25 protein-coding genes are annotated in these 25878 nt (G+C 74.4%); 16 read left to right on the top strand and 9 right to left on the bottom strand.

The window, feature by feature from the left end:
• The first annotated feature begins 261 nt into the window (after window positions 1–261).
• The 3 genes from DQ244_RS07215 to DQ244_RS07205 all read left to right on the top strand — a co-directional run bounded on the left by DQ244_RS07215 (window position 262) and on the right by DQ244_RS07205 (window position 4112).
• Window positions 262–2076, top strand: coding sequence for a phosphoenolpyruvate carboxykinase (GTP) (locus DQ244_RS07215; RefSeq protein WP_113810810.1), 1815 nt, complete (start codon window positions 262–264; stop codon window positions 2074–2076).
• Between the two features lie 130 nt (window positions 2077–2206).
• On the top strand, window positions 2207–3442 hold the full coding sequence (locus DQ244_RS07210; RefSeq protein WP_233491237.1) for an MFS transporter: 1236 nt from the start codon (window positions 2207–2209) through the stop codon (window positions 3440–3442).
• Between the two features lie 4 nt (window positions 3443–3446).
• Window positions 3447–4112: an acVLRF1 family peptidyl-tRNA hydrolase gene (locus DQ244_RS07205; RefSeq protein WP_113810809.1), complete on the top strand. Its 666-nt coding sequence runs from the start codon at window positions 3447–3449 to the stop codon at window positions 4110–4112.
• Between the two features lie 2 nt (window positions 4113–4114).
• Here the strand turns inward: DQ244_RS07205 and DQ244_RS07200 are convergent, their stop codons facing one another.
• The 4 genes from DQ244_RS07200 to DQ244_RS07185 all read right to left on the bottom strand — a co-directional run bounded on the left by DQ244_RS07200 (window position 4115) and on the right by DQ244_RS07185 (window position 6835).
• A complete protein-coding gene (locus DQ244_RS07200; protein ID WP_147251487.1) occupies window positions 4115–4681 on the bottom strand; it encodes a hypothetical protein in 567 nt (188 codons plus the stop codon).
• 40 nt (window positions 4682–4721) lie between these two features.
• Window positions 4722–5732 (bottom strand): zinc-binding dehydrogenase, encoded by a 1011-nt coding sequence (locus DQ244_RS07195; protein WP_113810807.1) that lies wholly within the window; start codon window positions 5730–5732, stop codon window positions 4722–4724.
• A 10-nt stretch (window positions 5733–5742) separates the two neighbouring features.
• Window positions 5743–6573, bottom strand: a complete 831-nt coding sequence (locus tag DQ244_RS07190; protein WP_233491236.1) for a YhjD/YihY/BrkB family envelope integrity protein — start codon at window positions 6571–6573, stop codon at window positions 5743–5745.
• Between the two features lie 82 nt (window positions 6574–6655).
• Complete coding sequence (locus tag DQ244_RS07185) at window positions 6656–6835, bottom strand: hypothetical protein (protein ID WP_113810805.1); 180 nt, start codon at window positions 6833–6835, stop codon at window positions 6656–6658.
• 330 nt (window positions 6836–7165) lie between these two features.
• On the opposite strand from DQ244_RS07185, the gene DQ244_RS07180 reads away from it, so the two are divergent.
• The 3 genes from DQ244_RS07180 (at window position 7166) to DQ244_RS07170 (ending at window position 10017) form a co-directional block, all read left to right on the top strand.
• Window positions 7166–8254: a C40 family peptidase gene (locus DQ244_RS07180; RefSeq protein WP_113810804.1), complete on the top strand. Its 1089-nt coding sequence runs from the start codon at window positions 7166–7168 to the stop codon at window positions 8252–8254.
• A 77-nt stretch (window positions 8255–8331) separates the two neighbouring features.
• Entirely contained in the window at window positions 8332–8664 is a 333-nt protein-coding gene (locus DQ244_RS07175) for a DUF3817 domain-containing protein (RefSeq protein WP_113810803.1), read from the top strand.
• 30 nt (window positions 8665–8694) lie between these two features.
• Window positions 8695–10017, top strand: a complete 1323-nt coding sequence (locus DQ244_RS07170) for a serine hydrolase (protein WP_113810802.1) — start codon at window positions 8695–8697, stop codon at window positions 10015–10017.
• Here the strand turns inward: DQ244_RS07170 and DQ244_RS07165 are convergent.
• Genes DQ244_RS07165 through DQ244_RS07155 form a run of 3 tightly spaced genes read right to left on the bottom strand, consistent with a single transcriptional unit; the run spans window position 10014 to window position 12238 of the window.
• Window positions 10014–10637 (bottom strand): pyridoxamine 5'-phosphate oxidase family protein, encoded by a 624-nt coding sequence (locus tag DQ244_RS07165; protein ID WP_233491235.1) that lies wholly within the window; start codon window positions 10635–10637, stop codon window positions 10014–10016. The two genes, DQ244_RS07170 and DQ244_RS07165, sit on opposite strands and share 4 nt — an antisense overlap.
• Window positions 10638–10649: 12 nt before the next feature.
• On the bottom strand, window positions 10650–11165 hold the full coding sequence (locus tag DQ244_RS07160) for a hypothetical protein (RefSeq protein ID WP_199580267.1): 516 nt from the start codon (window positions 11163–11165) through the stop codon (window positions 10650–10652).
• Window positions 11162–12238: a M42 family metallopeptidase gene (locus DQ244_RS07155; protein ID WP_113810800.1), complete on the bottom strand. Its 1077-nt coding sequence runs from the start codon at window positions 12236–12238 to the stop codon at window positions 11162–11164. The genes DQ244_RS07160 and DQ244_RS07155 overlap by 4 nt, the downstream gene beginning before the upstream one ends.
• Before the next feature lie 104 nt (window positions 12239–12342).
• Here DQ244_RS07155 and DQ244_RS07150 point away from each other — a divergent pair, with 104 nt between their 5' ends.
• On the top strand, window positions 12343–12594 hold the full coding sequence (locus tag DQ244_RS07150) for a DUF3253 domain-containing protein (RefSeq protein WP_113810799.1): 252 nt from the start codon (window positions 12343–12345) through the stop codon (window positions 12592–12594).
• An 11-nt stretch (window positions 12595–12605) separates the two neighbouring features.
• Here the strand turns inward: DQ244_RS07150 and DQ244_RS07145 are convergent, their stop codons facing one another.
• Both DQ244_RS07145 and DQ244_RS07140 read right to left on the bottom strand, forming a co-directional pair.
• Window positions 12606–14534, bottom strand: coding sequence for an alpha/beta fold hydrolase (locus DQ244_RS07145; RefSeq protein ID WP_147251486.1), 1929 nt, complete (start codon window positions 14532–14534; stop codon window positions 12606–12608).
• Between the two features lie 52 nt (window positions 14535–14586).
• Entirely contained in the window at window positions 14587–15066 is a 480-nt protein-coding gene (locus DQ244_RS07140; protein ID WP_113810797.1) for an Lrp/AsnC family transcriptional regulator, read from the bottom strand.
• A 210-nt stretch (window positions 15067–15276) separates the two neighbouring features.
• On the opposite strand from DQ244_RS07140, the gene pdhA reads away from it, so the two are divergent.
• From pdhA to DQ244_RS07100, 9 genes are all read left to right on the top strand, one after another.
• Entirely contained in the window at window positions 15277–16422 is a 1146-nt protein-coding gene (pdhA, locus tag DQ244_RS07135; RefSeq protein ID WP_233491234.1) for a pyruvate dehydrogenase (acetyl-transferring) E1 component subunit alpha, read from the top strand.
• Window positions 16419–17399 (top strand): alpha-ketoacid dehydrogenase subunit beta, encoded by a 981-nt coding sequence (locus DQ244_RS07130; protein ID WP_113810796.1) that lies wholly within the window; start codon window positions 16419–16421, stop codon window positions 17397–17399. The genes pdhA and DQ244_RS07130 overlap by 4 nt, the downstream gene beginning before the upstream one ends.
• 3 nt (window positions 17400–17402) lie before the next feature.
• Window positions 17403–18860, top strand: coding sequence for a dihydrolipoamide acetyltransferase family protein (locus DQ244_RS07125; RefSeq protein WP_113810795.1), 1458 nt, complete (start codon window positions 17403–17405; stop codon window positions 18858–18860).
• 5 nt (window positions 18861–18865) lie between these two features.
• Window positions 18866–19264 carry a hypothetical protein gene (locus DQ244_RS07120; protein WP_113810794.1) on the top strand — a complete coding sequence of 133 codons (399 nt, stop codon included), beginning with the start codon at window positions 18866–18868 and terminating at the stop codon, window positions 19262–19264.
• Between the two features lie 9 nt (window positions 19265–19273).
• Window positions 19274–20431: an AGE family epimerase/isomerase gene (locus tag DQ244_RS07115; protein ID WP_113810793.1), complete on the top strand. Its 1158-nt coding sequence runs from the start codon at window positions 19274–19276 to the stop codon at window positions 20429–20431.
• 80 nt (window positions 20432–20511) lie between these two features.
• On the top strand, window positions 20512–20979 hold the full coding sequence (locus tag DQ244_RS07110) for an SRPBCC family protein (protein ID WP_113810792.1): 468 nt from the start codon (window positions 20512–20514) through the stop codon (window positions 20977–20979).
• A 252-nt stretch (window positions 20980–21231) separates the two neighbouring features.
• Window positions 21232–21381 (top strand): hypothetical protein, encoded by a 150-nt coding sequence (locus DQ244_RS19365; RefSeq protein ID WP_158544487.1) that lies wholly within the window; start codon window positions 21232–21234, stop codon window positions 21379–21381.
• A 286-nt stretch (window positions 21382–21667) separates the two neighbouring features.
• Window positions 21668–23716, top strand: a complete 2049-nt coding sequence (locus DQ244_RS07105; RefSeq protein ID WP_113810791.1) for a GGDEF domain-containing protein — start codon at window positions 21668–21670, stop codon at window positions 23714–23716.
• A gap of 107 nt (window positions 23717–23823) precedes the next feature.
• The gene (locus DQ244_RS07100) at window positions 23824–25878 is read left to right on the top strand and encodes a sensor domain-containing diguanylate cyclase (protein WP_113810790.1); all 2055 of its coding nucleotides are present in this window, start codon (window positions 23824–23826) and stop codon (window positions 25876–25878) included.

The raw sequence follows: 25878 nt of genomic DNA, 5'->3' as shown, positions 1-25878 counted from the left end.
GCGGTCGCGGAGAGTGACCGCGCGGGCGCGGAGCGGTGCCAGCGTGACGGGAGGGTTCGCGAGATGTGTCGAACAACGCCTCTCACCAGGGCCCTTCGACCTGAGGAGCAGACGTCCTATACGTAACATTCATCGCAGTTACAGCGGGGTGTCCGCGCTTGTACCCTTTCCCGATCCGGGTCGGCCGCAGGCGCGACCGCAGCTGGAGAGCACGACCGCCGGTGCAGGCTCCGCCCCGGCTACGCAGAGGATGGAGACGCCGTGACTTCCGTGGCCACCCCCGGTCTCGAGAACGCCCCCACCACGCACGCCCGGCTGCTGGCCTGGGTGCGGGAGATGGCCGAGCTGACGTCGCCGGACCAGGTGGTCTGGATCGACGGCAGCGAGGAGGAGAACGAGCGGATCACCCAGAAGCTCGTCGCCGCCGGCACCTTCCGGCCGCTGGAGAAGAAGCCCAACTCCTACTGGTGCGCCTCCGACCCCAGCGACGTCGCTCGCGTCGAGGACCGCACCTTCATCTGCTCGGTCGACGAGGCCGACGCGGGTCCCACCAACAACTGGATGGACCCGAACGAGATGAAGTCGATCATGACGGAGCTGTACCGCGGCTCCATGCGTGGTCGCACCATGTACGTGATCCCGTTCTGCATGGGCCCGATCGAGGCCGAGAGCCCCATGTTCGGCGTCGAGATCACCGACTCCGAGTACGTCGTCGTCTCCATGCGCGTCATGGCGCGCATCGGCAGCCGCGTGCTCGAGGCCCTGGGCACCGACCGCCCGTTCGTCCCCGCCATGCACTCCCTGGGTGCCCCGCTCGAGGACGGTCAGGCCGACGTGCCGTGGCCCTGCAGCCAGACCAAGTACATCGTGCAGTTCCCCGAGGAGCGCATGATCTGGTCCTACGGCTCCGGCTACGGCGGCAACGCGCTGCTGGGCAAGAAGGCCTACGCGCTGCGGATCGCCTCCGCCATGGCCCGCGACGAGGGCTGGCTGGCCGAGCACATGCTGATCCTCAAGCTCACCAGCCCGCAGCAGAAGACCTACTACGTCGCCGGCGCCTTCCCCTCGGCGTGCGGCAAGACGAACCTGGCCATGCTCGAGCCGACCATCCCGGGCTGGAAGGTCGAGACCATCGGTGACGACATCGCCTGGATGCGGTTCGGCGAGGACGGCCGGCTCTACGCGATCAACCCCGAGTACGGCCTCTTCGGCGTCGCGCCGGGCACCGGCTGGGACACCAACCCCAACGCCATGCGCACGATCGACAAGGGCAACTCGGTCTTCACCAACGTCGCCCTGACCGACGACGGCGACGTCTGGTGGGAGGGCATGACCGACGAGCCGCCGGCGCACCTCACCGACTGGAAGGGCCGCGACTGGACGCCGGAGAGCGACGAGCTCTCCAGCCACCCGAACAGCCGCTTCTGCACCCCGATCACCCAGTGCCCGATCCTGGCGCCGGAGTACGAGGACCCGAAGGGTGTGCCGATCTCGGCCATCCTCTTCGGCGGCCGCCGCAAGACCACGGTCCCGCTGGTCAGCGAGGCCCGGGACTGGAACCACGGCGTGTTCATGGGGGCGACGCTCTCCTCGGAGACCACCGCCGCCGCGACCGGCGCCGTCGGCGTCATCCGCCGCGACCCCTTCGCCATGCTGCCCTTCATCGGCTACAACGCCGCCGACTACTTCGGCCACTGGGTGAACACCGGCAAGCAGGCCGACGCCACCAAGCTGCCGAAGATCTTCTACGTCAACTGGTTCCGCCGGGACGACGAGGGCGGCTTCCTGTGGCCGGGCTTCGGTGAGAACAGCCGCGTGCTGAAGTGGGTCGTCGAGCGCCTCGAGGGCACCGCCGCCGCCGTCGAGACCCCCGTCGGCCACGTGCCCACGGTCGACTCCCTCGACGTCTCCGGTCTGGACATGACGCCCGAGCAGGTCGAGGCCGCGCTCGCCGTCAAGCCCGACGAGTGGCAGGCGGAGATCCCGCAGATCACCGAGTGGTTCGAGAAGTTCGGCGACAAGCTCCCCACGACCATGTGGGACGAGCTGGAGATCCTCAAGAGCCGGCTCTCGTAACCAGCACAGCTGACCGGCGAGGCCCGGGACCCCGAGGGGTTCCGGGCCTCGCCCGTGCTGCAGGACGCCACAGCGCCGCACGACGCGGGACCGACCGGTGTCGGTTAGCGTGGCGGGTGCCCCACTACGTGTGACGGAGGCTCTGCCGCTCGTGGCGAACCCCTACCTGCAGGTCCTCAGGACCCCGCACGCCCTGCCGATGGTGCTCGCCGCATTCGTCGGCCGGCTCCCGCTGTCGATGGTCGGGCTCGGCTCGGTGCTGCTCGTGGCGTCCGAGACAGGCTCCTACGGCCTCGGGGGCGCGGTCGCGGCCGTGGGTGCCGTGACGACGGCGGCCGCCGGACCGCTGCTCGGCCGGTGGGCCGACACGCACGGCCAGCGCCGGGTGCTCCTGCCGGTGCTGGCCGTCTTCGTCTCCGCCGGCCTGGTCTTCCTCTTCTCGGTGCGCGAGGCGTGGCCGCTGTGGATCGTCTTCGTCTCCGCCGGCCTGGCGGGGGCGTGCATCCCGCCCGTCTCCTCGATGATCCGCGTCCGCTGGACCCACCTGCTGCGCGGCAGCCACCGGCTGCACACGGCGCTGTCCATGGAGTCCGTCGTCGACGAGTTCGTCTTCATCGTCGGCCCGGTGCTGGTCACCTTCCTCTCCACCACGGGGCACGCCACCTCCGGTGTCGTCACGGCCTTCACCCTCGCCACCGTGGGCAGCCTGCTCTTCGCCGCCCAGCGCCGCACCGAGCCCGAGCCGCACGGGCACGCCAGCCGGCAGGGGCCCTCCGCGATCCGCACCCCCGGACTGCGGGTGCTGTTCGTCGTCGGGGCCGCGGTCGGCGCCATCCTGGGCACGCTCGAGATCGCCCTGGTCGCCTTCGCCGACGAGAAGGACGCCATGGCGCTCTCCGGCGTGCTCATCGCCGGCCTCGCGGTGGGGTCGATGGCCAGCGGCATCGGCTGGGGCGCCGTGCACTGGCGCGTCCCCCTCCGGCGGAGGCTGGCGGTCGCCCTGGCGGTGCTCACCGTGCTCACCGTGCCGCTGCTGCTGGTCGACGACGTCTGGGTGATGGTGCCGTTCGTGGTCGTCGCCGGGATCGCCGTCTCGCCGTCGCTGATCAGCTCCTTCACCCTCGCCGAGCTGCTCGTCCCCCGCGCCGTGGTGACCGAGGCCTTCACCTGGATCGGCACGGCCCTCGGTCTGGGCGTCGCGCTCGGCGCCTCGGTGGCCGGCAAGCTCGTCGACGTGCACGGCGCCAACACCGCGTTCGTGGTGGCCACCATCGCCGCGGGGGTCGCCGCGATCGTCGTCGCCCTCTTCCAGCGGTTGCTGCGGGTGCCCGCCGAGCACGCGTCCGAACCCGCGCTGGCCGGCTGAGCCGGTGACCCGGCCACGGCCGGCTGCCGGGGGCGGCCGGCAGCTCGGCGTCGCCCCCGCGCGCCTGGGCCGCTGGCTGGACGGCGTCGCCACCCGGCACGGGGCCTTCACCGAGGTGTTGCCCGCGGCGGACGGGCTGGCCCTCACCTGCGCCGACACCACGGCGGTCACGCTGCGTGCGCCGTTCGGCTGGACGCCGGAGGCCCCGCTGCTGGCGAGCTTCACCGCGGCCGCCGGGCGGGACCACCGCGCCGCCGTGCTGCTGGTGCGCCGCGGCCGGTGGGCGGTGGGCGTGTTCGACGGCGAGGCGCTCGTCGTCTCCAAGGTCGATGCCCGCCAGGTGCAGGGCCGCACGGCCGCCGGTGGCTGGTCGCAGCAGCGGTTCGCCCGGCGGCGGTCCAACCAGACCGATGCCGTCGTCGACCACGCGGTCGAGACCGCCGCGCGGGTGCTCCTGCCGCACCTGGACGGGCTCGAGGCGCTGTTCACCGGCGGCGACCGGGGACTCGTCGACGACGTGCTGGGCGAGCCGAAGCTGCGGGCGCTCGCCGCGCTGCGCCGGGACGCGTTCCTCGAGGTGGGGGAGCCCACCAAGGCGGTGCTGCTCGAGACGCCGAAGCAGTTCCGGGCGGTCGACGTGCACATCGTGGAGCCGGGCGACCGCGCCTGAGCTCAGCCGGCCGGGATCGCCACCGGGGGCGACGACGCCTCGGGGAAGAGCGGGAACCGGCTGGTGATGCCGAGCCGGTCCAGTGCGGCGACGACGTCGTCGCCGGCGACCGAGGGGTCGATGCCGAGCCCGACGCCGTCCCCGCCGGTGCGCGGCCACGCGGTGTGGACCACGCCGCTGTGCTCGCGCACCAGGCGACCGGCCTCCTCCGACAGCTCGCTGTCCCGGAAGGGCGTCCGGTCCAGGCGGACGTCGAAGTCCGGGTGCGCACGGCCCTCGACGAGGGCGGTCAGCTCGGCCGGCGGTGGACCGTGCCAGCGCAGGACGATCAGCGTCCGGTCCAGGCTGATCTCCGGCTGCCCGAAGTCGGGGTGGTCGCCCCAGCGTGCCCGGGCCTCGTCGAGGACGGCGTGCATCTCCCCGGTCACGGGCGGGAGCTCGAGCACCTCCTCGGGGTACGGCTCCGGCCCGGGGAGGGGCGGCCCGTCGTCCCCGGCGCCGGCCGGCGCGCAGCCGGCCAGTGCGCAGGTCACGACGGCGACCAGCACCGCGGTCCGGGCACCTCCCACCCCGGCAGGCTGGCCCGGACCGCGCCCGTCGCGCAAGGGGTCAGGGGGTGAGGACCAGCCGGATGGGGTCGCCCTGCTTGTGCGCCAGCCGCTCCACGCCCTCGGCCGCCTCGGTCAGCGGCAGGGTTCCGGAGATCGAGCGGGAGAGGTCCAGCCGCCCGTGGCGGAGCAGGTCCACCAGCTCGACCACGTGCGCCGGATCGGAGCCGTAGTGGCCCAGGATCCGCTGGCCGAAGTAGCTGAACTGCGTGCCGTTGCGGATCGACAGCGGCTGGTCGGTGAGGCCCACCAGCACCAGGCCGCCGTCCCGCTCGAGGCAGCGCACCGCCTGCTCGCGCACCGCCTCCACCCCGGCGAAGTCGAACGCGTACGCCAGACCGGCCCCGCCGGTCAGCTCGCGGACGCGGGCGGCGATGTCGTCGGACGGGTCCAGCGCCAGGTCGGCGCCGAAGTCGAGCGCGCGCTGCCGGGCCGCGGGCACCGGGTCGACGGCGACGATCGGGGCGGCGCCGGCCAGGCGGAGCAGCTGGACGGCGTGCGCGCCCAGCCCGCCGATGCCCCAGACGCCGACCGGCTGGGCCGGGCGCACCTGCGCCGTCCGCACGATCGAGGCCCACGGGGTGGAGACGGCGTCGGGCACGATGCAGGCCTGCTCCAGCGGCAGGTCGTCGGGCACCGGCACCAGCGTGTCCGCCGTCGCGAGCGCGTACTCGGCCCAGCCGCCGTCGTAGTCGACGCCGCGGGTGTGCACCCAGTCGCCCTTGAGCTCGCCGGCCTGGAGCAGCACGCGTGCCCCTTCGGCCCACCCGGTGACGCCGTCGCCCGGCTCGGCCACGGTGCCCGCGACCTCGTGGCCCAGGGTCACCTCGTCGCCGTCGAGGAAGAGCGGGGAGAGCTGCCCCTCGATGAGGTGCACGTCGGACAGGCAGATCCCGGCGGCGGCCACCTTGATCAGCACCTCGCCCGGGCCGGGCGTGGGCCGGGGCACCTCCTTGACGACGAACTCACGGGTGCGCACGTTGAGCCGGCCGGCCAGCATCGAGTCGGGCATGCCCCCGTTCCTACCGCCCCGGTGCGGCGGGCACACCGGCCGGGGCGGTCCAGAACTCGTCGAGGGCGCGGGTGGCCAGCCACCCGACCACCAGGACCAGGTGCAGCAGGAAGAGCCACAGCCCCAGGGCGACGACGCCGCCGACGACGTCCAGCCCGCCGAAGGGTGCGCCGAGGTCCAGCGGCAGGGACAGGAAGAGCACGAAGCCCTGCAGGAAGCCGGACAGGCAGGCAGCCGTGAACAGCGCCCCGACGACGAGCGCGCGCAGGTGCACCCGGACGCCGGCGACGACGCGGAAGCCGAACGCGATCGGCAGGGTCAGGGCCGCGAGGACCGAGTAGAAGCCCACGGCCACCTGCCCGAGGGTGCCCGCGAGGCCGCCGCGCTCGGCGAGGTCGGCCATCGCGGCCGCGGCCAGCAGCAGCGGGTAGAGCAGCACGGGCGTCAGCAGCAGCAGCGGCAGCGATGCGAGCCGTCCCCGCCAGCCGGTCATCCGGTCGGCGCGGTCGCTGAAGCGCAGCAGGGCCCGCCGCAGGCCCTCGCCGTACAGCGACATGGGGAGGAGCGCCAGCAGCGCGCCGAGCGGGGTCAACCCTGCGCCCGCATCGACCAGCCGCGTGACGGCGTCCGGTGCGCCCAGCTCCCCGGGCAGCAGCTCGGCGAGCCGCCGCCCGAGCTCCTGGACCCGCTCCGCGGACGTCAGCCACGCGGTCAGCCCGAAGGCGAGCACGAGCAGCGGGACGATCGCGATGCCGGCGTAGAAGGTCAGCCCCGCGGCGAGCAGGGCGAGGTCCCGGCCCACGAGGCCGGCCCTGACCCCGGCGATCACGGTGGCGAGCACGGCGACGACGGTAGGGCGGGACCGGGGCCGGCTGGGGGAGGTGGGCTCGCCGCCCTCGGGACCCGGCGTCACCGGGCCGCGGTCACGGGTTGCTGTTGCCGTCGTTCGACCCGGTCTCCTCGCAGCTGGCGTCGTTCGGGTTGCTGGCCTGGTCGGAGGTCGAGTCGCAGTTCGTCTCGCCGCGCTCCAGGTCGCTGTTGTCGCCGCAGGCGACCAGGGATCCGGCGAGGGCGAGGGCGAGCAGGGGCTTGCGGAGGTCCATGCACCGGTCAGTGCCTCCGGGGCGCCGGGCCGAAACCGGGGCGCGCCGCCGGACCACCGGCTGCCGCCCGACCCATGTGACTCAGCGCGCACATCGAATTACACAAATGTTCTTCAGGGCATTGTCACGGCCGGGTCACGGCCCCTACGGTGAGTGCATCCGCGAGGCCTGTCAGTCACTTCCCGGGTGACAGGCGCCGGATGTCGGGAGCCGCTCCGCCGTCGTCGGCAGGGGCAGGGCCCGGCCACCACAGCACGGCGTCCTGCCGAGACGGACCAGTCCACCTCGGCCGATGACTCCTGCACGACGAGATCGGAGAGTCGCCGCACGATGGCGTCCCCCCTGCGCACGTCCGCCCGCCGCGCCACCACGCGCCGGGCCGGCATCGCCCTCGCCGGCACCGTCGGCATCCTGCTCGCCACCGCGCCGGCCTCCGCCGAGCCGGGTGCCCCGACCTCGTCGGCCGACGCGGCCAGCATGGTCGCCGAGCGGGGTCACGCGCTCGAGGTCGTCACCGAGAAGTTCAACGAGGCCCGGGACACGCTGGCCACCCAGCAGGCCGCCGCGGTCGCCGCGGGTGCCGAGCTGGAGCGGGCCACCGCCGAGCTGGCCGCAGCGCAGCAGTCCGTGCGCGCGGTCGCCCGCACCGCCTACACCGGCGACAGCATGAACTCGTTCCAGGCGATGATGGTCAGCGGCTCGGCCGACGAGTTCGTGTCGCGGGTGACCACCCTGCAGACCATCGCCGGCCACCAGACCGGCATCGTCGAGCGCGCCGCCGCCGCCAACGTCGCCGCCGCCCAGGCGCAGGCCGCCGCGCAGCAGTCCGCGACCGACGCGCAGGCCACCTACGACGCCGTCGCCGCCCAGCAGGCCGACCTGCAGAAGCAGGTCGACGAGTTCCGGGCCCAGTTCGACCAGCTCAGCGCCCAGGAGCGGCAGGCCGCCGTGGCCGCGGCCGCGCACCCCGCCGAGCCCGCCGTCGAGGAGCGGGCCGAGGAGACGCGCGCCAGCCGCGACGACCGGTCGGCGCCGGCCCCCGCGGCGCCCGTGGTCGCGAACAGCCGGGCGGCGCAGGTCGCCGTCGACACCGCGATGGCGCAGCGCGGCAAGCCCTACGTCTGGGCCGCGAGCGGCCCCCGCGCCTTCGACTGCTCGGGGCTCACCTCGTTCGCCTACAAGGCGGCCGGGGTCAACCTGCCGCGCGCCAGCCGCAGCCAGGCCACCGTGGGCCAGCCGGTCTCCCGCGACCAGCTGCAGCCGGGCGACCTGGTGTTCTTCCGCCGCCCGATCAGCCACGTGGGCATCTACATCGGCAACGGCCAGATGGTGCACGCCCCGACCTCGGGCGACGTCGTCAAGGTCGCCGCGGTGGACTCGGTCGGCGGCTACGCCGGGGCCCGGCGCATCGCCGGCTGACGGAAGGTGCTCGGGCAGCCGCCATCTCCGCGACGGTGAGCAGGGCCACCTCCGCGCACGGCGGGACGTCAGGGACCATGAGGGGCGTGAAGCCGCACGCCGTCGCCCTGCTCTTCCGTGCCGTCGCCCTCGCCGAGGCGGGTTCGTGGCTGCTCCTGCTCGGCGGGATGTTCGTGAAGTACGTGGGCGACTCCGAGCGGGGTGTCCAGATGTTCGGCCCGGTGCACGGCGGCGTCTTCGTCGTCTACCTCGTGGTGACCGCCGTGGCGTGGCGCGTGCTGCGCTGGGACTCCCGGACGACGTTCCTCGCGCTGGTGGCCTCCGTGCCGCCGCTGGCCACCATGTGGTTCGACCGCTGGGCCACCCGCACGGGCGCGCTGCCGGTGCCGGAGCCGACGCCCGCGTCCTGACCTCCGGGCACGGTCGATACGGTCGGCGTCGTGCCCGAGCCCGTGCTGCCGTCGACCGCCCGCCTCCTGCTCGCCCGCACCGCGCGCGTCCAGCGCGAGGGGCGCGCGCCGAGCCTCGTCGCCGGCGTGGTCCGCGACGGCGGGCTGGCGTGGTCGGCCGGACGCGGCGACGTCGCCGAGCCGCACGACGACGTCCAGTACCGGCTCGGCTCCATCAGCAAGACGGTGACCGCGGTCGTGGTCATGCGGCTGCGCGACGAGGGTCTCGTCGGGCTGGACGACCCGCTGGAGCGGCACCTCCCCGGCACCCCGTTCGGCGACCGGACGATCGGCCAGCTGCTCTCCCACCTCGCCGGCGCCTCCGCGGAGAGCCCGGGCGGCTGGTGGGAGCGCACCCCCGGCGGCTCCCTCGACGAGCTCGGGCTGGCCGGGAGCGACGTCGTCCTCGGCGCCGCCCGCCGGTTCCACTACTCGAACCTGGGCTTCGGTCTGCTGGGCGAGCTCGTCGCCCGGCTGCGCGGCACCTCCTGGGACGACGCCGTCAGCGCGGAGGTGCTCGCCCCGCTGGGCATGCGCCGCACCACGCCGCGGCCGGTCGCACCCTCGGCCGAGGGGCTGGCCGTGCACCCCTGGGCCGACGTCGTGCTGACCGAGCCCGAGCACCACGCCGGCGTGATGGCCGCGGCCGGCCAGCTGTGGGCGACCCTGGCCGACCTCGGCCGCTTCGCCGCGTTCCTGCTGGGCGACACCGGCGACGTGCTGGACCCCGCGACGCTGGAGGAGATGACCGTGCCTGCCGGCGTGGACTCCTCCGCCGTCGGCTGGTCGGCCTACGGCCTCGGCCTGCAGGTGCTGCGGCTGGACGGCCGCACCCTCGTGGGCCACGGCGGATCGATGCCCGGCTTCCTCGCCGGCGTCTTCGTCGACCGCGAGGAGCAGACCGGCGCCGTCTCGCTGGCCAACGCCACCAGCGGGGTCGACCCGCTGGTGTTCGGGCTGCTCGCCGACGTGCGCGCGGCGGAGCCGCGCATCGTCGAGGCCTGGGCGCCGTCGCCCTCGCCGGTGCCGCTGGAGTCCCTCGGGGTCTGGTTCTGGGGGCCCTCGCCGCTCCTGCTGCGGGCGGTGGCCGGCGGGCTGCTGCACCTGGGCCCGCTCCCCGGCCGGGCCGGCCGGGCGAGCCGGTTCGCCGCGCAGGAGGACGGCCGCTGGGTGGGGCTGGACGGCTACTACGCGGGCGAGACGCTGCGCATCGCGGCCGACCACCTCGACGTCGGCACCTTCATCTTCACGCGCACGCCCTACGACCCGGCCGCGCCCGTGCCCGGCGGGGTCGACGAGGGCGGCTGGCGCTAGCTCGTGGGGTAGAGCCCTGCGGAGTAGGTCGCGCTGGAGTAGTAGCGCTCCAGCTCCTCGAGCGGCTCGTGCTTGCGCTCGAGGGCGTGCGCGATGCGGGCGCGCGAGGGCACGGCCTCGGGCCGCCAGCTCTCCGGGTCCCACAGCTGCGAGCGCAGGAACGCCTTGCCGCAGTGGTGGAAGACCTGCTCGATCTCCACGACGACGGCGAGCACCGGGCGGTGGCCCTTGACCACCATGCGGTCGAGCAGCGACGGCTCGGTGACCAACCGCGCCCGGCCGTTGATCCGCAGCGTGTCGGTGCGGCCGGGGAGCAAGTGGACCAGCCCGACGTGCGGGTTGGCCAGGATGTTGCGGTACCCGTCGGCCCGCCGGTTCCCGGCCCGCTCGGGGATCGCGATCGTCCGCTCGTCGAGGACCAGCGTGAAGCCGGGCGGATCGCCCTTGGGGGAGACGTCGCAGCTGCCGTCGGCGCCGCTGGTGGCGATCAGGCAGAACGGGGAGGCCGCCAGCCACTCGCGGTCGATGTCGGCGAGCGCCGTCCGCTCCTTGGCCAGCGCCGCCGGCGCGGGCTCACCGAGCAGCGCCCGCAGCTCGTCCTCGCTGGTGATCTCTCGCACCAGCGGACTCTGTCACGGCCTGTCGAAGGCGTCGATCACGTTCTTGACGACGACCCCGTACGCCAGGTGCGGGACGATGTCGCTGATCCAGTCCTTCGCCGACCACGTGCGCGGGTCGGTCACGCCGAGCACCGTCATCGGGCCGTTGGCCGCGACCATCACCCCGGCCGTGGTCAGGGCGACGCCGACCGGCTTGGCCGAGAGGTACCCCGCGGCCCGCGCCAGTCCGCCGACGGTCCCCACGCCCACGCCGGCGACCAGCCCGATCAGCGGGCCGAGGCCCTGCAGCCGGTTCTGCCGCGTCTCGTCGTCCCCGGGGATCGGCACGTGCGCCTCGTCCGACAGCTTCTCGACGGTGTCCTCGGGGGTGGAGCTGCTGGCCCGCCCGCGGACGGCCATGTCGAGGTAGGTGACGGCGTTGAGCGCCGTGCTGCCCGCAGCGCCCGCGGCCGCGCCGCGCAGTGCCCAGCCGAGCGTGCTGATGCCGCGCTTGCCCTTGCCGCTGACGCCGAGCGGGGTCCGTCTCATCGCCCCGGCGTACCCGTCGGCCGGCGCAGGTACTCGGCGACCAGCCGGGCCACCCGGCCGACGGTGCCGCTGTGCTGCACCTCGTACCCGTGCGTGCTGAGGGTGGGCAGCGAGATCAGGGCCGCGCGGGCGCTCTGCCCGTGGCTCTTGGCCTGGGAGCCGTCGGAGTCGAACGACTCCCAGACGGCGGCCTGCGGAGCGAGGTCCAGCTCCCGGGCCAGGGCCAGCAGGTGGTCGGCGATCGCCTTGTCGTAGACGACGGCGTCGTCGGCGTAGGCGATCACGGGGCCGGAGTCGACCTCCACCTGGTACTCCGGCTCGGCAGGACCGACGTCGAGGGCGAGCGTGATGTCGCCGGGGAGCGCGCGGGCGGCCCACGTCGCCCCGATGCCGCCCATCTCCTCGCCGGTGGTGCACACCAGGTAGGCGTCGCCGGCGGGCCCCTCGCCCTCGCGCAGCAGCCGGGCAGCTCCCACCAGCGAGGTGAGGGCGGCCCGGTCGTCCAGGAAGTAGCTCGCCACGAAGTCGCCGACGTCGACCAGCGTGCGGCGGGCGCGGTGCACGCAGACCCGGGTGCCGGCGTGCACGCCCGCCGCCTCGAGCTGCTCCGCGGACCGGCCGCTGAAGGCGACCACGTCGCTCCACTGCATCGCCCGGTCCCCGCCGTCGGGCTTGGTCTGCCAGACCTGGGGGGTCTCCCGGGTGGTGTGCTCGGAGCCGAGCATCAGCACGGCGGTCACCGTCTCCTCGTCTCCGAGGACGGCGAGCGGACCCAGACCGAAATTGGCCGGGTACATCGTGCCCAGCTGCGACAGCCGCAGCGTCCCGTCGGGCCCGACGCGCTTGACGATCATCGACAGCTCGTCCATGTGCGCCATCACCCGGACCACCGGGGCCCCCGGCCCGCCGGATCCCCGGACCAGCCCGACGAGGTTGCCCGCCGGGTCCTCGGTCAGCTCGTCGACCAGCGGCTCCAGCGCCCGCCGGCAGACGTCCCGGACGTCGTGCTCCTGCCCGCCGGGACCGTAGGCGTGGAGCAGTTCCTGCAGCAGTTCCCGGTCGGCGGGGGACACGGCACTCCTCGGGTGCGGGGACACGGCCTGCGCGCCCTACCCGGCGCGGCGCCCGGTACCCGCCCGGGCTGGCGGTGACGCGGCGGTCCGGTCAGGCTGGCGGGGTGGACGACGTCGGCGCGCGGCTCGAGCGCGTGATCGGGGAGCTGCTCGACCGGCGCAGCGCCGACTCGTCCATCTGCCCGTCCGAGGCGGCGCGCGCGGTCGACCCGGAGGCCTGGCGGGACCTGATGCCCGATGCCCGCGCGGCGGCCGGGCGGCTGGCCGCGGCGGGCGAGGTCGAGGTCACCCAGGGCGGCGAGGTCGTGGACGTCGGCAGCGCGCGCGGGCCGGTGCGGGTGCGCCGCCCGCGCTGACCCGCGCCCGATCAGCGGACGGGCTGGTCCCGGAAGAGGCCGTCGACCTCGCCGTCCTCGGCCTCCAGCATCGCGAAGGGCAGCCGCACGGTCATCGTGGGCTCGCCGTAGCCGCCGTCGGCCACCTCGACCGTCCCGTCCACGGGCACGTCGGGCGTCCACGCGCAGGCGTCGAGCTCGATCATGACGGTGCCGGAGAAGTTCATCGCGTACTCGGCGGTGCCGCCCTCGGGGCAGCCCAGGACCAGCGGCTCCAGCGCGGGCCAGGCCTCGAACGACGGCCCGAGGAGTTCGGCGGTGATCAGCGCCACCGTCTCGTAGGGGTCCTCGTACCCCTCCTCGGACCCGGGGGGCAGCGGCTCGTAGGGCAGGCCGAAGTCGTCGTCGCAGGTCGTCTCGGCCCGCGCGGGCAGCTGCCCGGACTCGAGCAGCCGCAGCACGGCCCGGTCCACGCACGGGTAGCCCCAGCCGAAGAGCACGTGCGGGCCGCCGGTCAGGACGACGAGCGCCGAGTCCGGGTCGCGGTCGTGGACGCGCACCGCGTTCGCGGCCGGGGTGTTCGGATCGGTGTCCGCGGTGAGCAGCAGCACGGGATGGGCCGGGTCGACCGGCGCGGGCGGCGGGGGCGCCGGCTCGTCACCGCGCGGCCAGAAGAGGCAGGGCAGGTCGGCGTAGTAGAGGTCGTCCAGCCGCAGGCCCTCCACCCCGGCGGCAGCGGCGCCGTCGAGCCAGACGTCGAGCTCGGCGCGGGGCGAGCTGCCCTCGGGCACGAAGGGGAAGTCCTGGCACTCGACGGCGAGGAACAGCGCGGGGGAGAAGGAGGGGTCGGGGACCACCTCGCCGGTGTTGGGGTCGGCGCCGGAGTTGGCGGCGGCCAGCCGGGCGAGCGGGACCGCGTCACCCTCCACGGCCGCGTTGACGGCACGGGCGAACCGGAGCCGGTGGTGCGGAACGCTCATCGAGCCGGCCGCGGCCGCCTCCAGCTCCTCGACCGTGAGCTCGCGCTCCTCGGTGCCGCCGTCGGGGAGGGGGTAGGAGTACTCCCGCGGCGTCTCGGCGAGCTCGGCGGCGAGCTCGTCGTAGGCGGCGACCGAGAGACCCGGTGCGTCGTCGGCGCACAGCGGTTCGGCGTCGCAGCCGGTCAGCGTGAGGGCGAGCACGTCGCTGTAGGCCCGGGCGCTCTCCGCGGCGAACGAGCGGATCGGTGTCTGCGGATCGACGACGCCGTCGAGGACCAGCGACGTCACCCGGTCGGGATGGGCGGCGGCGTAGGCCTGCTGGAACTGGGTCCCGTAGCTCTCGCCGTAGAGGGTCAGGGCGTCGGCGCCGTACCACTCGCGGAAGACCTCGAGGTCCTCGACGGCCTGGCGCGTGGCGAACAGCGGTGCCTCGGACGGGAAGACACCCGCCTCGGCGAAGCAGTCCTCCGCGAACCCCTCGGCCAGCCGGGCGTACCGGTCGCGGTCCCCCTCGTCGGCCGACGCGTCGATGACCGCGTCGAAGCCGGCGAGGGCGTCGTCGCAGCGGAACGGCTCGGAGCGGCCGATGCCCCGCTGGTCGAAGAACACCAGGTCGTAGGAGTCGGTGATCGACGGGTCCATGGCGGCCACGTAGGACTCGGCGAGCTGGATGCCGCTGGACCCCGGGCCGCCGGTCGCCGTCACCACGACCCCGCGGGCCTCGCCGTCGGCCGGGCGGACCGCGAAGGTGACCTCCCACTCCCGGGAGGCGGGGGCGAAGTGGTCCGACGGCACGGTGAGCGTGACGCAGTCGAACTCGCCCCCGGCGCACGACTCCTCGGCGACCACCTCCCCGCCGGTGGTGGTGAAGGGCTCGATCGTGCCGTCCACCAGCTCGGGTGCGCAGCCGGCGAGGACCAGCGGGCCGCCGAGCAGCGCGACGAGCAGGACGGCGGCGCGGCGCGGCCGGGGACTGGGCACGGCGCAGCCTAGGACGACACGCCGTTCCGGCACCGGGACGCGCCGGGACCCGTCAGTCCGCAGCGGGCTCCGCGGCGCGCTCCAGCAGGGGTGCGACCCGCCGGTCGACGAACCGCCGCATGGCCAGCGCCGTGTCCACCCGCTGCACCCCGGGGATGGCCAGGACCGCCTCGGTGATCCGCCACAGGTGGTCGGCGTCGAGGGCCACCACGTGCACGAGCAGGTCGGTGGCCCCGGAGAGGCCGGTGACCTCCAGGACCTCGGGCAGCTGGGCGAGGGCGTCGCTGACCTCGGCCAGCCCGCGCTGCGCGACCTGCACCGACATGTAGGCGCCCAGCCGGTAGCCCAGCGACTCCGGCCGCACCCGCTGGTCCAGCGGGGCGAGCACGCCGTTGCCCTCCAGCCGGGCGAGCCGGGTCTGCACGGTGCCGCGCGCCAGCCCGAGCTGCTGCGACAGGGCCATCACACTCGCCCGGGGGTCCTCGGTCAGGGCGAGCAGCAACCGGGCATCCGTCGCGTCGATGTCCGGCATGTTGCGCAGTCTGCACCCTCGTCGACCCGTCCGGTAGACGATCTGCCCTGTCGCCTACGAACGGCCTGTGCAGATCGTCCTGCCGGGGGACTGTTGCGCAGGCCTCCTGTCGTGCCAGGATGTGTGAGGACCGCCACACCAGGCGGGATGTCGAGCACCACCGCGACGCCGGCGACCCCGGCGGCGGTGGCCGAGGCGAGGAGCGCGACCGTGACAGCGTTGCCCGAAGCGACCGAGATGGTCGACCCGGTCCCGGGCGCCGCCGCGCCCCACCTGCCGCCCGAGCGCGGCGTCGACACCGTCCAGCTGCTCACCCCCGAGGGCGACCGCGTCGAGCACCCCGACTACCCCCTCGACATCAGCGACGAGGAGCTCCGCGGGCTCTACCGCGACCTGGTGCTGGTCCGCCGCTGGGATGCCGAGGCCACCGCGCTGCAGCGCCAGGGCGAGCTCGGCATCTGGGCCTCGCTGCTCGGTCAGGAGGCCGCGCAGGTCGGCGCCGGTCGCGCGCTGGCCGAGGGCGACATGGCCTTCCCCACCTACCGCGAGCACGGCGTCGCCTGGACCCGCGGGGTCGACCCGCTGCACGTCATGAGCCTGTTCCGCGGCGTCGACAACGGCGGCTGGGACCCGGTCGCCACCCGGTTCAACCTGTACACGATCGTCATCGGCTCCCAGTGCCTGCACGCCACCGGCTACGCCATGGGCGTCCAGCGCGACGGCTCCGAGGACGCCGTGCTCGCCTTCCTCGGTGACGGCGCGACGAGCCAGGGCGAGGTCAACGAGGCGATGATCTTCGCCGCCAGCTTCTCCGCCCCCGTCGTGTTCTTCTGCCAGAACAACCAGTACGCGATCAGCGTCCCGCTCGAGCGCCAGACGCGGGTGCCGCTCTACCAGCGGGCCACGGGCTTCGGCTTCCCGGGCGTGCGGGTCGACGGCAACGACGTCCTCGCCGTCCTCGCGGTGACCCGGGCCGCGCTCGCCGCCGCGCGCGAGGGCCAGGGCCCGACCTTCATCGAGGCGTTCACCTACCGCATGGGCGCGCACACGACCTCCGACGACCCCACCCGCTACCGGCTGGCCAGCGAGCTGGAGGAGTGGAAGCTGCGCGACCCGATCGCCCGGCTCAAGGCCCACCTCTCGCGCAGCGGCGTCGCCGACGCGCAGTTCTTCGACGCGGTGGAGGCCGAGGCCGACGAGCTCGCCGTCCGCATCCGCCGCGGCACGGTGGAGATGCCCGACCCGGCGCCCGCCGGGATGTTCGACCACGTCTACGCCGAGCAGACCCCGTACCTCGCCGCGCAGAAGGCCGAGTTCGAGGCGTACCACGCGAGCTTCGAGGGAGGCCACCAGTGACCACGGAGACCCTGACCATCGGCAAGGCGCTCAACCTCGGCCTGCGCAAGGCCATGGAGGACGACGCCAAGGTCGTCCTCATGGGCGAGGACATCGGCAAGCTCGGCGGCGTCTTCCGGATCACCGACGGCCTGCAGAAGGACTTCGGCGAGGCCCGCGTCGTCGACACCCCGCTGGCCGAGGCCGGCATCCTCGGCACCGCCGCGGGCCTGGCCATGCGCGGCTACCGGCCGGTGTGCGAGATCCAGTTCGACGGCTTCGTCTTCCCGGCCTACAACCAGATCGTCACGCAGGTCGCGAAGATCCACGCCCGCTCCCAGGGCACCATGCCGATGCCGATCGTCATCCGGATCCCCATGGGCGGCGGCATCGGCGCCGTCGAGCACCACAGCGAGAGCCCGGAGGCGTACTTCGCGCACACCGCCGGCCTCAAGGTCGTGGCCGTCAGCAACCCGGTCGACGCGTACTGGGGCATCCAGCAGGCGATCGCCTCCCCCGACCCGATCGTCTTCCTGGAGCCCAAGCGCCGGTACTGGGAAAAGGCGGAGGTCGACCTCGACGCGACCCCCGACCCGCTCTTCGCATCCCGGGTGGTCCGTGGTGGCGACGACGTCACGGTGCTGGCCTACGGCCCCATGGTGAAGACGGCGCTGCAGGCCGCCGCGGCCGCCGCCGAGGAGGGCCGCTCGCTGGAGGTCATCGACCTGCGCACGGTCTCGCCGCTGGACCTCGACCCGGTGGTGGAGTCGGTCCGCCGCACCGGCCGCTGCGTCGTCGTCCACGAGGCCCCCACGAGCCTCGGGCTGGGCGCGGAGATCGCCGCCCGGATCACCGAGACCTGCTTCCACTCCCTGGAGTCGCCGGTGCTGCGGGTGGGCGGGTACGACACCCCCTACCCGCCGTCGAAGCTCGAGGAGGAGTACCTCCCCGACCTCGACCGCGTGCTGGACGCCGTCGACCGATCGATGGGGTTCTGAGCCATGACGCAGACATCCGCGCTCCGGCAGTTCAAGCTCCCCGACGTCGGTGAGGGGCTCACCGAGGGCGAGATCCTCCAGTGGCTGGTCGCCGTCGGCGACACCGTCACCGTCAACCAGCCGCTCTGCGAGGTGGAGACGGCGAAGGCCGCCGTCGAGCTGCCCTCGCCGTGGGCCGGCACCGTGGTCGAGCTGCTGTTCGACGCCGGCACGATGGTCGACGTCGGCGCCCCGATCATCACCATCGACGTCGGCGGGGAGGGCGGGGCCCCGTCGCCCGCCGCCGACCCGGGCGGCTCGGGCCTGATCGGCGAGACCAACGCCAACGGCCGCACCGCGGTCCTGGTCGGCTACGGCCCGCGCACGACCGAGGCCCGCCGCCGTCCCCGCCGCACCCCCGAGCCGGCCGGCACCCCGGTTCTCCCGCCGGTCGCCGACGACGCCCCGCCGCTGCTGGCGACCGCGCCCGACATGCGCACCAAGCCGGTGCGGCACGGCGGCCTGGAGGTGGGCCGGCAGGCCGAGGCGGCCGCGCTCAGCGAGGCCGCGGCCCCCGCGCGGGAGGCGGTTCCCGGCCGCCGCGGTCCCCGGCCGCTGGCCAAGCCGCCGACGCGCAAGTACGCCAAGGACCTCGGCGTCGACCTGGCGACGATCACAGGCTCCGGCGCTGGTGGGTGCATCACCCGCGCCGACGTGGACGCCGCGATCGCCGCCCGGTCCGCGACCACCGCAGGGGCCGAGATGGCCATTGTGGCCCCTGTCGCGGGGGAGGAGCGGATCCCGATCAAGGGCGTGCGCAAGCACACCGCCGCGGCGATGGTGAGCAGCGCCTTCACCGCACCGCACGTGACGGAGTTCCTGACCGTCGACGTCACCCGCACGATGAAGCTGCGGACCCGGCTCGCCGGCCGCCCGGAGCTCGCCGGGGTCAAGGTCAGCCCGCTGCTGTTCGTCGCCAGGGCCGTGCTCCTCGCGGCGAAGCGGCACCCGATGGTCAACAGCAGCTGGGACGAGGCGGCCCAGGAGATCGTGGTGCACGGCCAGGTCAACCTCGGCATCGCCGCGGCGACCCCGCGCGGCCTCGTCGTCCCGAACATCAAGGACGCCGGCCGGCTGTCGCTGGCCGAGCTGGCCGCGGCCCTCGGCGAGCTCACCGAGACGGCGCGGGCCGGGAAGACCGCACCGGCGGACATGACCGGCGGCACGCTGACGATCACCAACGTGGGCGTCTTCGGCGTCGACACCGGCACCCCGATCCTGAACCCCGGGGAGTCGGCGATCCTGGCCTTCGGTGCCGTGCGCGAGATGCCCTGGGTGCACAAGGGCAAGGTCCGGCCCCGGCAGGTCACCACGCTCGCGCTGTCGTTCGACCACCGGATCGTCGACGGCGAGCTGGGGTCGAGGTTCCTTGCCGACGTCGGCGCGCTGCTGCAGGATCCGGCGAGCGCGCTGGCCTACTGACGCGCATGACGTCCGAGGAGGCCGACGTGGACCGCAGGGCACCTGCGCTCGTGGCGCTGCTGCTGTTCGTCGTCCTCACCGGGGCCGCGATCGTGGTGAGCGGCTCCCGCCCCGCTGGTGACGGCCAGGGGGACCTGCCGGCGCTGATCCAGGTGGCGGGCTACGTCGCCGCCGCCGTCGGCGGGGCGCTGCTCCTCAAGGGGCCCGACCCCGCGGCGCGCCGCACCGGCGTGGTCGTGCTCGGGGTGATCGCGGTCCTCGCGCTGGTCGACTGGCTCACCGCCGGGCAGGAGGGCGCGGACATCGGCGCCGGCCTCGCCCGGCTGGTCGGGCTGGTGGTGCTGGCCGTCGTCATCACCCGGCTGTCCGTCGCGGTCTCGGCGGCTCGGAGGTCGGCCTCCTAGCCTGACCCCGTGACCGACCTCGACCGGCTGCTCGCCTTCGCCGCCCGCTCCCGGCTGGACGACGGCTTCGGCTACCTGGACGCGGACGGTTCGGTCCTGGCCGACCGGCCGCAGGAGGCTTGGATCGTCGCGCGGATGACCCACGTCTTCGGCCTGGCGCACCTGCTGGGGAGGCCGGGCGCCGGTGACCTGGCCGCGCACGGGGTCCGGGCGCTGCGGGAGGGGCCGCTGCACGACGCCCGGCACGGCGGGTGGCGGTCCAGCACCGAGGACGGGACGAAGGCGGCGTACGTGCACGCCTTCGTCGTCCTGGCCGGGTCCACCGCGGCGGCCGCCGGGCTGGGCGACGACCTGCTCGGGGAGGCGCTGGACGTCTTGCAGCACCGGTTCTGGGACGACGAGGCCGGTCTCGCCGTCGAGGAGTGGGACGCCGGCTGGACACGGCTGGACGGCTACCGCGGCGCCAACGCCAACATGCACGGCGTCGAGGCCACCCTCGCCGCCGCGGACGCGGTGCACGACCCCGGCCTCGCCGACCGGCTGCGGAGCCAGGCGCTGCGCAGCGTCGAGCGGGTCGTGCACGGCTGGGCCCGGGAGCGCGACTGGCGGCTGCCCGAGCACTTCGACGACGCCTGGACCCCCCTGCCCGAGCACAACCGCGACCACCCGGCCGACCCGTTCCGGCCCTACGGCGTGACGGTGGGGCACCAGTTCGAGTGGGCGCGCCTGTGCCTCCACCTCCGGTCGGCGCTCGACCAGCCCCCGGTCTGGTTGCTGCCCGATGCGGTCGCCCTCTTCGACGCGGCGGCGGGACGCGGCTGGGCGGCCGACGGGGAGGACGGCTTCCCGTACACGCTGGACTGGCAGGACCGCCCGGTCGTCCCGGCCCGCATGCACTGGGTGCTGTGCGAGGCGGTCGCCGCGGCCGAGGTGCTCGCCGGCGTCACCGGGGAGGCGCGCTTCCGCGACCTGGCCGACCGCTGGTGGGCGCACGGCGAGGCGCGCTTCGCCGACCGCGCGACCGGCAGCTGGCACCACGAGCTGACGCCGACGGGCGAGGTCGCCTCGGGCACCTGGACCGGGCAGCCCGACGCCTACCACCTGGCGCAGGCGCTGCTGCTGCGGAACTCCCCGGTCAGGGGAAGCATCGCCGCCGCGTTGCGCTGACCTGCGCTTCGACGTGTCGCCCCGCGGTCACGGGGGTAGGTCGCACACGACCCAACAGCGATCTGAGGAGCTGAGCAGCCGTGGCATCCGTGCAGGAGTCCGTCGACGTCGACGTCCCGATCCGCGCCGTGTACGACCAGTGGACGCAGTTCGAGTCCTTCCCCCAGTTCATGGGCGGGGTCGAGAGCATCACGCAGATCGACGAGACCCACACCCACTGGGTGACCAACATCGACGGTGTGAAGCGCGAGTTCGACGCCGAGATCACCGAGCAGCACCCCGAGGAGCGGGTCGCCTGGACCAGCACCAGCGGGGAGGCCAAGCACGCCGGCGTCGTCACCTTCCACCGGCTCGACGACAACAAGACCCGGGTGATGATCCAGATCGACTGGGAGCCCGAGGGCCTGGTCGAGAAGGCCGGGGCGGCCCTGGGCTTCGACGACCGCCAGGTGAAGGCGGACGCGAAGAAGTTCAAGGAGTTCATCGAGAGCCGCGGCGCCGAGACCGGTGCCTGGCGCGGCGACGTCCCGCGGCCCGACCAGCACTGAGAGGACCCCCTCGCCCCCCACCGCTCGCTCCGCTCGCGGCGGGGCCCTGCGAGGGGGCCGTTCCAGCACATCGCGCGGCGCCCGTCCCCTGTGGGGGCGGGCGCCGTCGTGCTTTCGTGACCACTCTCACCCCGAAGGGTGAGCAACCTTCGGCCCAGGCTCAACCAAACCTACGTTTCGTCGGATTACAGTGGTGAACACCTGTGTTACTACGGTCGCAGGCACGACACTTCGACGAAAGAGGCAGTAGCGATGAGCAGCGTGACGACGGTCTGGCGCGAGCGCCGGCAGGTGGCGCGTACCCGGCGGGCGCTCGACAAGGCGCTCTCCCGCACCAGCAGCCCGGCCATGCGGGACGAGCTCCTGACGATGGCGAACAGCAGCCACTTCTTCGGCCGCTGATCCCCGGCCGCCCAGCGCGGCCCGCTCCACCCCGACCCCGGTCTCCTCGAGACCGGGGTCGCATGCGTTCGGGGGACCGGTGTCCCTCCGGCCGCAACGGCTGGCATTGTGCAACCGCAGGCGCACGATCCGTGTTCATCGCCGGATGCGGCTCACCCCGACGGGGGTCGTGGGCTCAGGTCCGGTGGGGAAGCGGCCGATGCGAGGACGTGCACCCGCTGCGGATCCCGGTCGCTCCTGCGCCCGTCGGCGCCCGCGACACGATCAGGGCCGAGGACAGGACGCGATGAGCAACGCCGCCGAGAGACGTGAGACCTCCGGGGCCACGACCGGCGGGCTGCTTCGCTTCGTCCGCCGCCAGGGCGGCGACGCAGCGGTCGCCGAGGTCATCCGGCGGGCCGGCGTCGACGCGACCGCGGACGAGCTCGACGACCAGTCCCGCTGGTGGAGCTACGACACCCGGATCGCGCTGTTCTCCGCCGCCACCGAGGTGCTCGACGACCGGCGCACCATGTTCGAGGTGGGCGCGGCCGCGCTGAAGACCGGTCTCGCCCACGGCCTGGTCCTCCTGCTGCGGTCGCTGGGCACGCCCCGGCAGGTCTTCCGCCAGCTCCCCCGCGCCGTCCAGAAGTTCAGCACCACCTCGACCATGGAGATCCTCGAGGCCGGATCGACGTCGGCCACCATCCGGTACCGGCTGCACGACGGCTACCCCCACTCCCGCCTGGACTGCGACTACACGCAGGGGCTGCTGAGCTGCGTCCCGCAGATCTTCACGCTGCCGGCGGCGGAGGTCGTCCACGACGAGTGCCAGTCCGACGGGCACCCGGCCTGCATCTACTCCCTGACGTGGCACCGGCGGTCCCGGCTGCCGTGGCGCCGCCGGGAGGACGCCGGCGCCGACCCCGAGCTGCTCGCCCTCCGCGGCCAGCTGCAGATCCTGCAGTCGGCGGCGACGGAGCTCGTCGCCAGCGACGACGTCGACACCGTCCTCGAGCGGATCGTCGCCCGGGCCGCCGAGGCCGTCCTCGCGCCCGCCTACCTGCTCGCCGTCCACGCGCCAGGGGGCGGCGAACCCCTCGTGCACGCCGCCGGCCTGCCGTCCGACCGGCTGCCGCAGCTGGCCGCCGCCCTGCTGGCCGGCGACGACATGGGCGCCGGTGCCGTCGTCGTCGACGTCGTCTCGGCGCGGCGGATGCACGGCCGCCTGGCGGCGATCTACCGCGCCGGGGACGACGCCATGGGCGACGAGTCGGCCATGCTGGCGGCCTACGCCGGTCATGCCGCGGCCGCGCTCGACCTGATCATCGCCCTCCAGGAGGCGCGGACCGAGGCGGCCCGCGCCGGGGCGCTGCTCGCCCTGGCGCACGACCTCGCCGCCTCCACCGACGCCGCCGAGGTCAGCGAGCTGGTCACCGCGGCGCTGCCCGGGATCGTCGGCTGCACCACGGCCGGCATCCTGGTGTGGGACGCCGCCAGCGCCTCGCTGCGCTCGCACTCCGCCGTGGGTCACGACGGCAGGGCGGACGAGCTGCTGCGGACGACCGCGCTGCGCGCCGAGGACGTGCCCGAGCTGGTGGGCATGCTGACCGATCGCGAACCGCAGATCCTGCGCGCCGGCACGAGCAGCCCGGTGCTGCGCCGGTTGCTCGACGGCCTCGGCACCACCGAGGTCGTGGCCGTGCCGCTCATCGCCGACGGGGTCTTCCTCGGCGCGGCGACCGCCGGCTGGCGCCGCGGTGAGGCACCGCCGCAGCTGGACGGCGACGTGCTCGCCCGGCTGCGCGGCGTGGGCGACCAGGCCACCACCGCGCTGCAGAAGGCGCACCTGCTGCAGACCGTCCGCCACCAGGCGACGCATGACGCGCTGACCGGGCTGCCGAACCGGGCGCTCTTCCTCGACCGGCTCACCACCGCGATCGTGGACACCCGTCCGACGACCCACCTCGGGGTCCTGTTCTGCGACCTCGACCGCTTCAAGCAGGTCAACGACACCCTGGGCCACGCCGCCGGGGACGAGCTGCTGCGGCAGGTCTCGGCCCGGCTGCGCGCCGGCGTGCGCCCCGGCGACACCGTGGGCAGGCTCAGCGGCGACGAGTTCGCGATCCTGCTGCCCGGGCTCGAGGAGCCGTCGGACGCCGACGGCCTCGCCGCCCGGGTGCTGGCCTGCTTCGACGAGCCGTTCCGCCTCGAGGGCACCGAGGTGCGGGTCGGCACCAGCACCGGCGTCGCCGTCCTGACCGAGGACACCGGCGGTGCCGAGCAGCTGCTGCGCCGGGCCGACGCGGCGATGTACCGGCACAAGCACGGGCGCCGCACCCCGACACGCGGCTGACCTGCGCGAAACCTTCATCGGAACGGGGCAGGATCGCTCAAGGTTCACGCCGGGCGGCCGATGCTCCACCGGACGGGCTGTGCAGCTCCGGGGGGAGGGTGGCGAGGATGACCTCGATCGGGCACGAGGAGGCGCGGGAGACGTCGGGCGCCACCATCGCCGGCGTGCTCCGCTACGTCCGCCGGCACGGTGGCGACGGCGCGGTCGCCGAGGTCCTGCGCCGCGCCGGCCTGGAGCACGTGGCCGCCGAGCTCGAGGACCAGTCCCGCTGGTGGAGCTACGACACCCGCATCCGCCTCTTCGTCGCCGCCACCGAGGTCCTCCAGGACCCGGACGCGCTGTTCGCCATGGGCACCTCCGCCCTGCGCAGCGGCCTCGGCCACTCCCTGCTGCTCGTGCTGCGGGCCCTGGGCACCCCCCGCCAGGTGTACCGGCAGCTGCCGCGCAGCGCGGCCAGGTTCACCACCGTCCAGTCGATGCACGTGCGGGAGACGTCGCCGACGTCGGCCACGATCTCCCTCACGCTCGCCGAGGGCTACGAGCACTCCGCGCTGGACTGCGCCTTCGCCCGCGGGCTGGCGATCACCGTGCCCGTCATCTTCGGACTGCCCCAGGGCGTCGTCGCGTCGTCCGCCTGCGCGAGCGACGGCAGCCGCACCTGCGTCTACCGGGTCACCTGGGAGCGGCGGTCGCGGCTGCGCCGGCGCCGGCGCCGGCGCGAGGACGACCCCGAGCTGATGGCCCTGCGCGGCCAGCTGCGCACGCTGCAGTCCGCGGCCGGCGAACTGGTCGGCAGCGAGGACCTGGACACCGTGCTGCACCGCATCGTGGCCCGCGCGGGCGAGGCCGTCCTCGCCCCGGCCCACCTGCTCGTCGTCGACTCCCCGGACGGCGGCGCACCGCTCGTGCACGCCGCCGGCATCCCGGAGGACCAGCTCCCGGCGCTTGCCGAGCGGCTGCTCGCGGGCGAGGACCTCGGCCCGTCCGCCGTCGTCGTCGACGTCGCCTCGGCGCGGCGGCGGCACGGCCGGCTGGCGGCGATCTACCGGACCGGTGACGGGCCGATGAGCGACGAGCAGACGATGCTCGCCGCGTACGCCGGCCACGCAGCGGCCGCCCTGGACCTGCTCATCGCCCTGCGGGGCGCCCGCCTGGAGGCCGAGCGTGCCGGGGCGCTGCTCGCCCTGGCGCACGAGCTGGCCGCCGCCTCCGACGCGACCGCCGTCTGCGACATCGTCGCCGCGACGCTGCCGCGGGTCGTCGGCTGCAGCGGCGCCTCGGTCATGCTCTGGGACCCCACGCTCGGTCAGCTGCAGGGCCGGTCGTCGGCACGGCCCGATCGACCCCAGGGCGAGCACTTCCTGAGCACGCCCCTGCGCCCCGAGGACACCCCGGAGCTGATCGGCATGCTCACCGACCGGGAACCGCGCATCCTCGGTGTCGGCACGAGCAGCCCCGCGGTGGCCCAGTTCCTGCGCGAGATCGACGTCACCGACGTCGTCGCCGTCCCCCTCGTCGCGGGCACCACCTTCCTCGGCGTCGCCACCGCCAGCTGGGACACCGGGGAGACCCCGCCGGAGCTGGGTGGTGACGTCCTCGCCCGGTTGCGGGGCGTGGGCGACCAGGCCACGACCGCCCTGCAGAAGGCCCGGCTGCTGGAGACGGTGCGGCACCAGGCCATGCACGACGCCCTGACCGGCCTGCCCAACCGCGTGCTGTTCCTCGAACGCCTCGAGACCACGCTCGCCGGTACGGCACCGGAGGGCCACCTCGGCGTGCTCTTCTGCGACCTGGACCGCTTCAAGGACGTCAACGACAGCCTCGGTCACGCGGCCGGCGACGAGCTGCTGCGCCAGGTGGCCGCACGCCTGCGCGCAGTCGTGCGCCCGGGCGACACGGTGGCGCGGCTCAGCGGTGACGAGTTCGCCGTCGTCCTGCCCGACCTCCCCGACCCCGCCGACGCCCGGCGCCTGGCCCAGCGGGTCTCCGGCTGCTTCAGCGAGCCGTTCCGGCTGGAGGGCCGGCAGGTGGACGTCGGTACGAGCGTCGGCGTGGCCGTGCTGGCCGCCGACGGACCGCGCAGCGCCGACGCCCTGCTCCGCGAGGCCGACGCCGCGATGTACCGGCAGAAGCAGCACCGCGGCCGGGCCGCTGCGCGCTAG

It is taken from the genome of Blastococcus sp. TBT05-19, from assembly GCF_003319095.1.
Lineage (GTDB): Bacteria > Actinomycetota > Actinomycetes > Mycobacteriales > Geodermatophilaceae > Blastococcus.
Note: the sequence above shows the minus strand (reverse complement) of the source record. Positions and strands in the feature narration are given on the sequence as shown.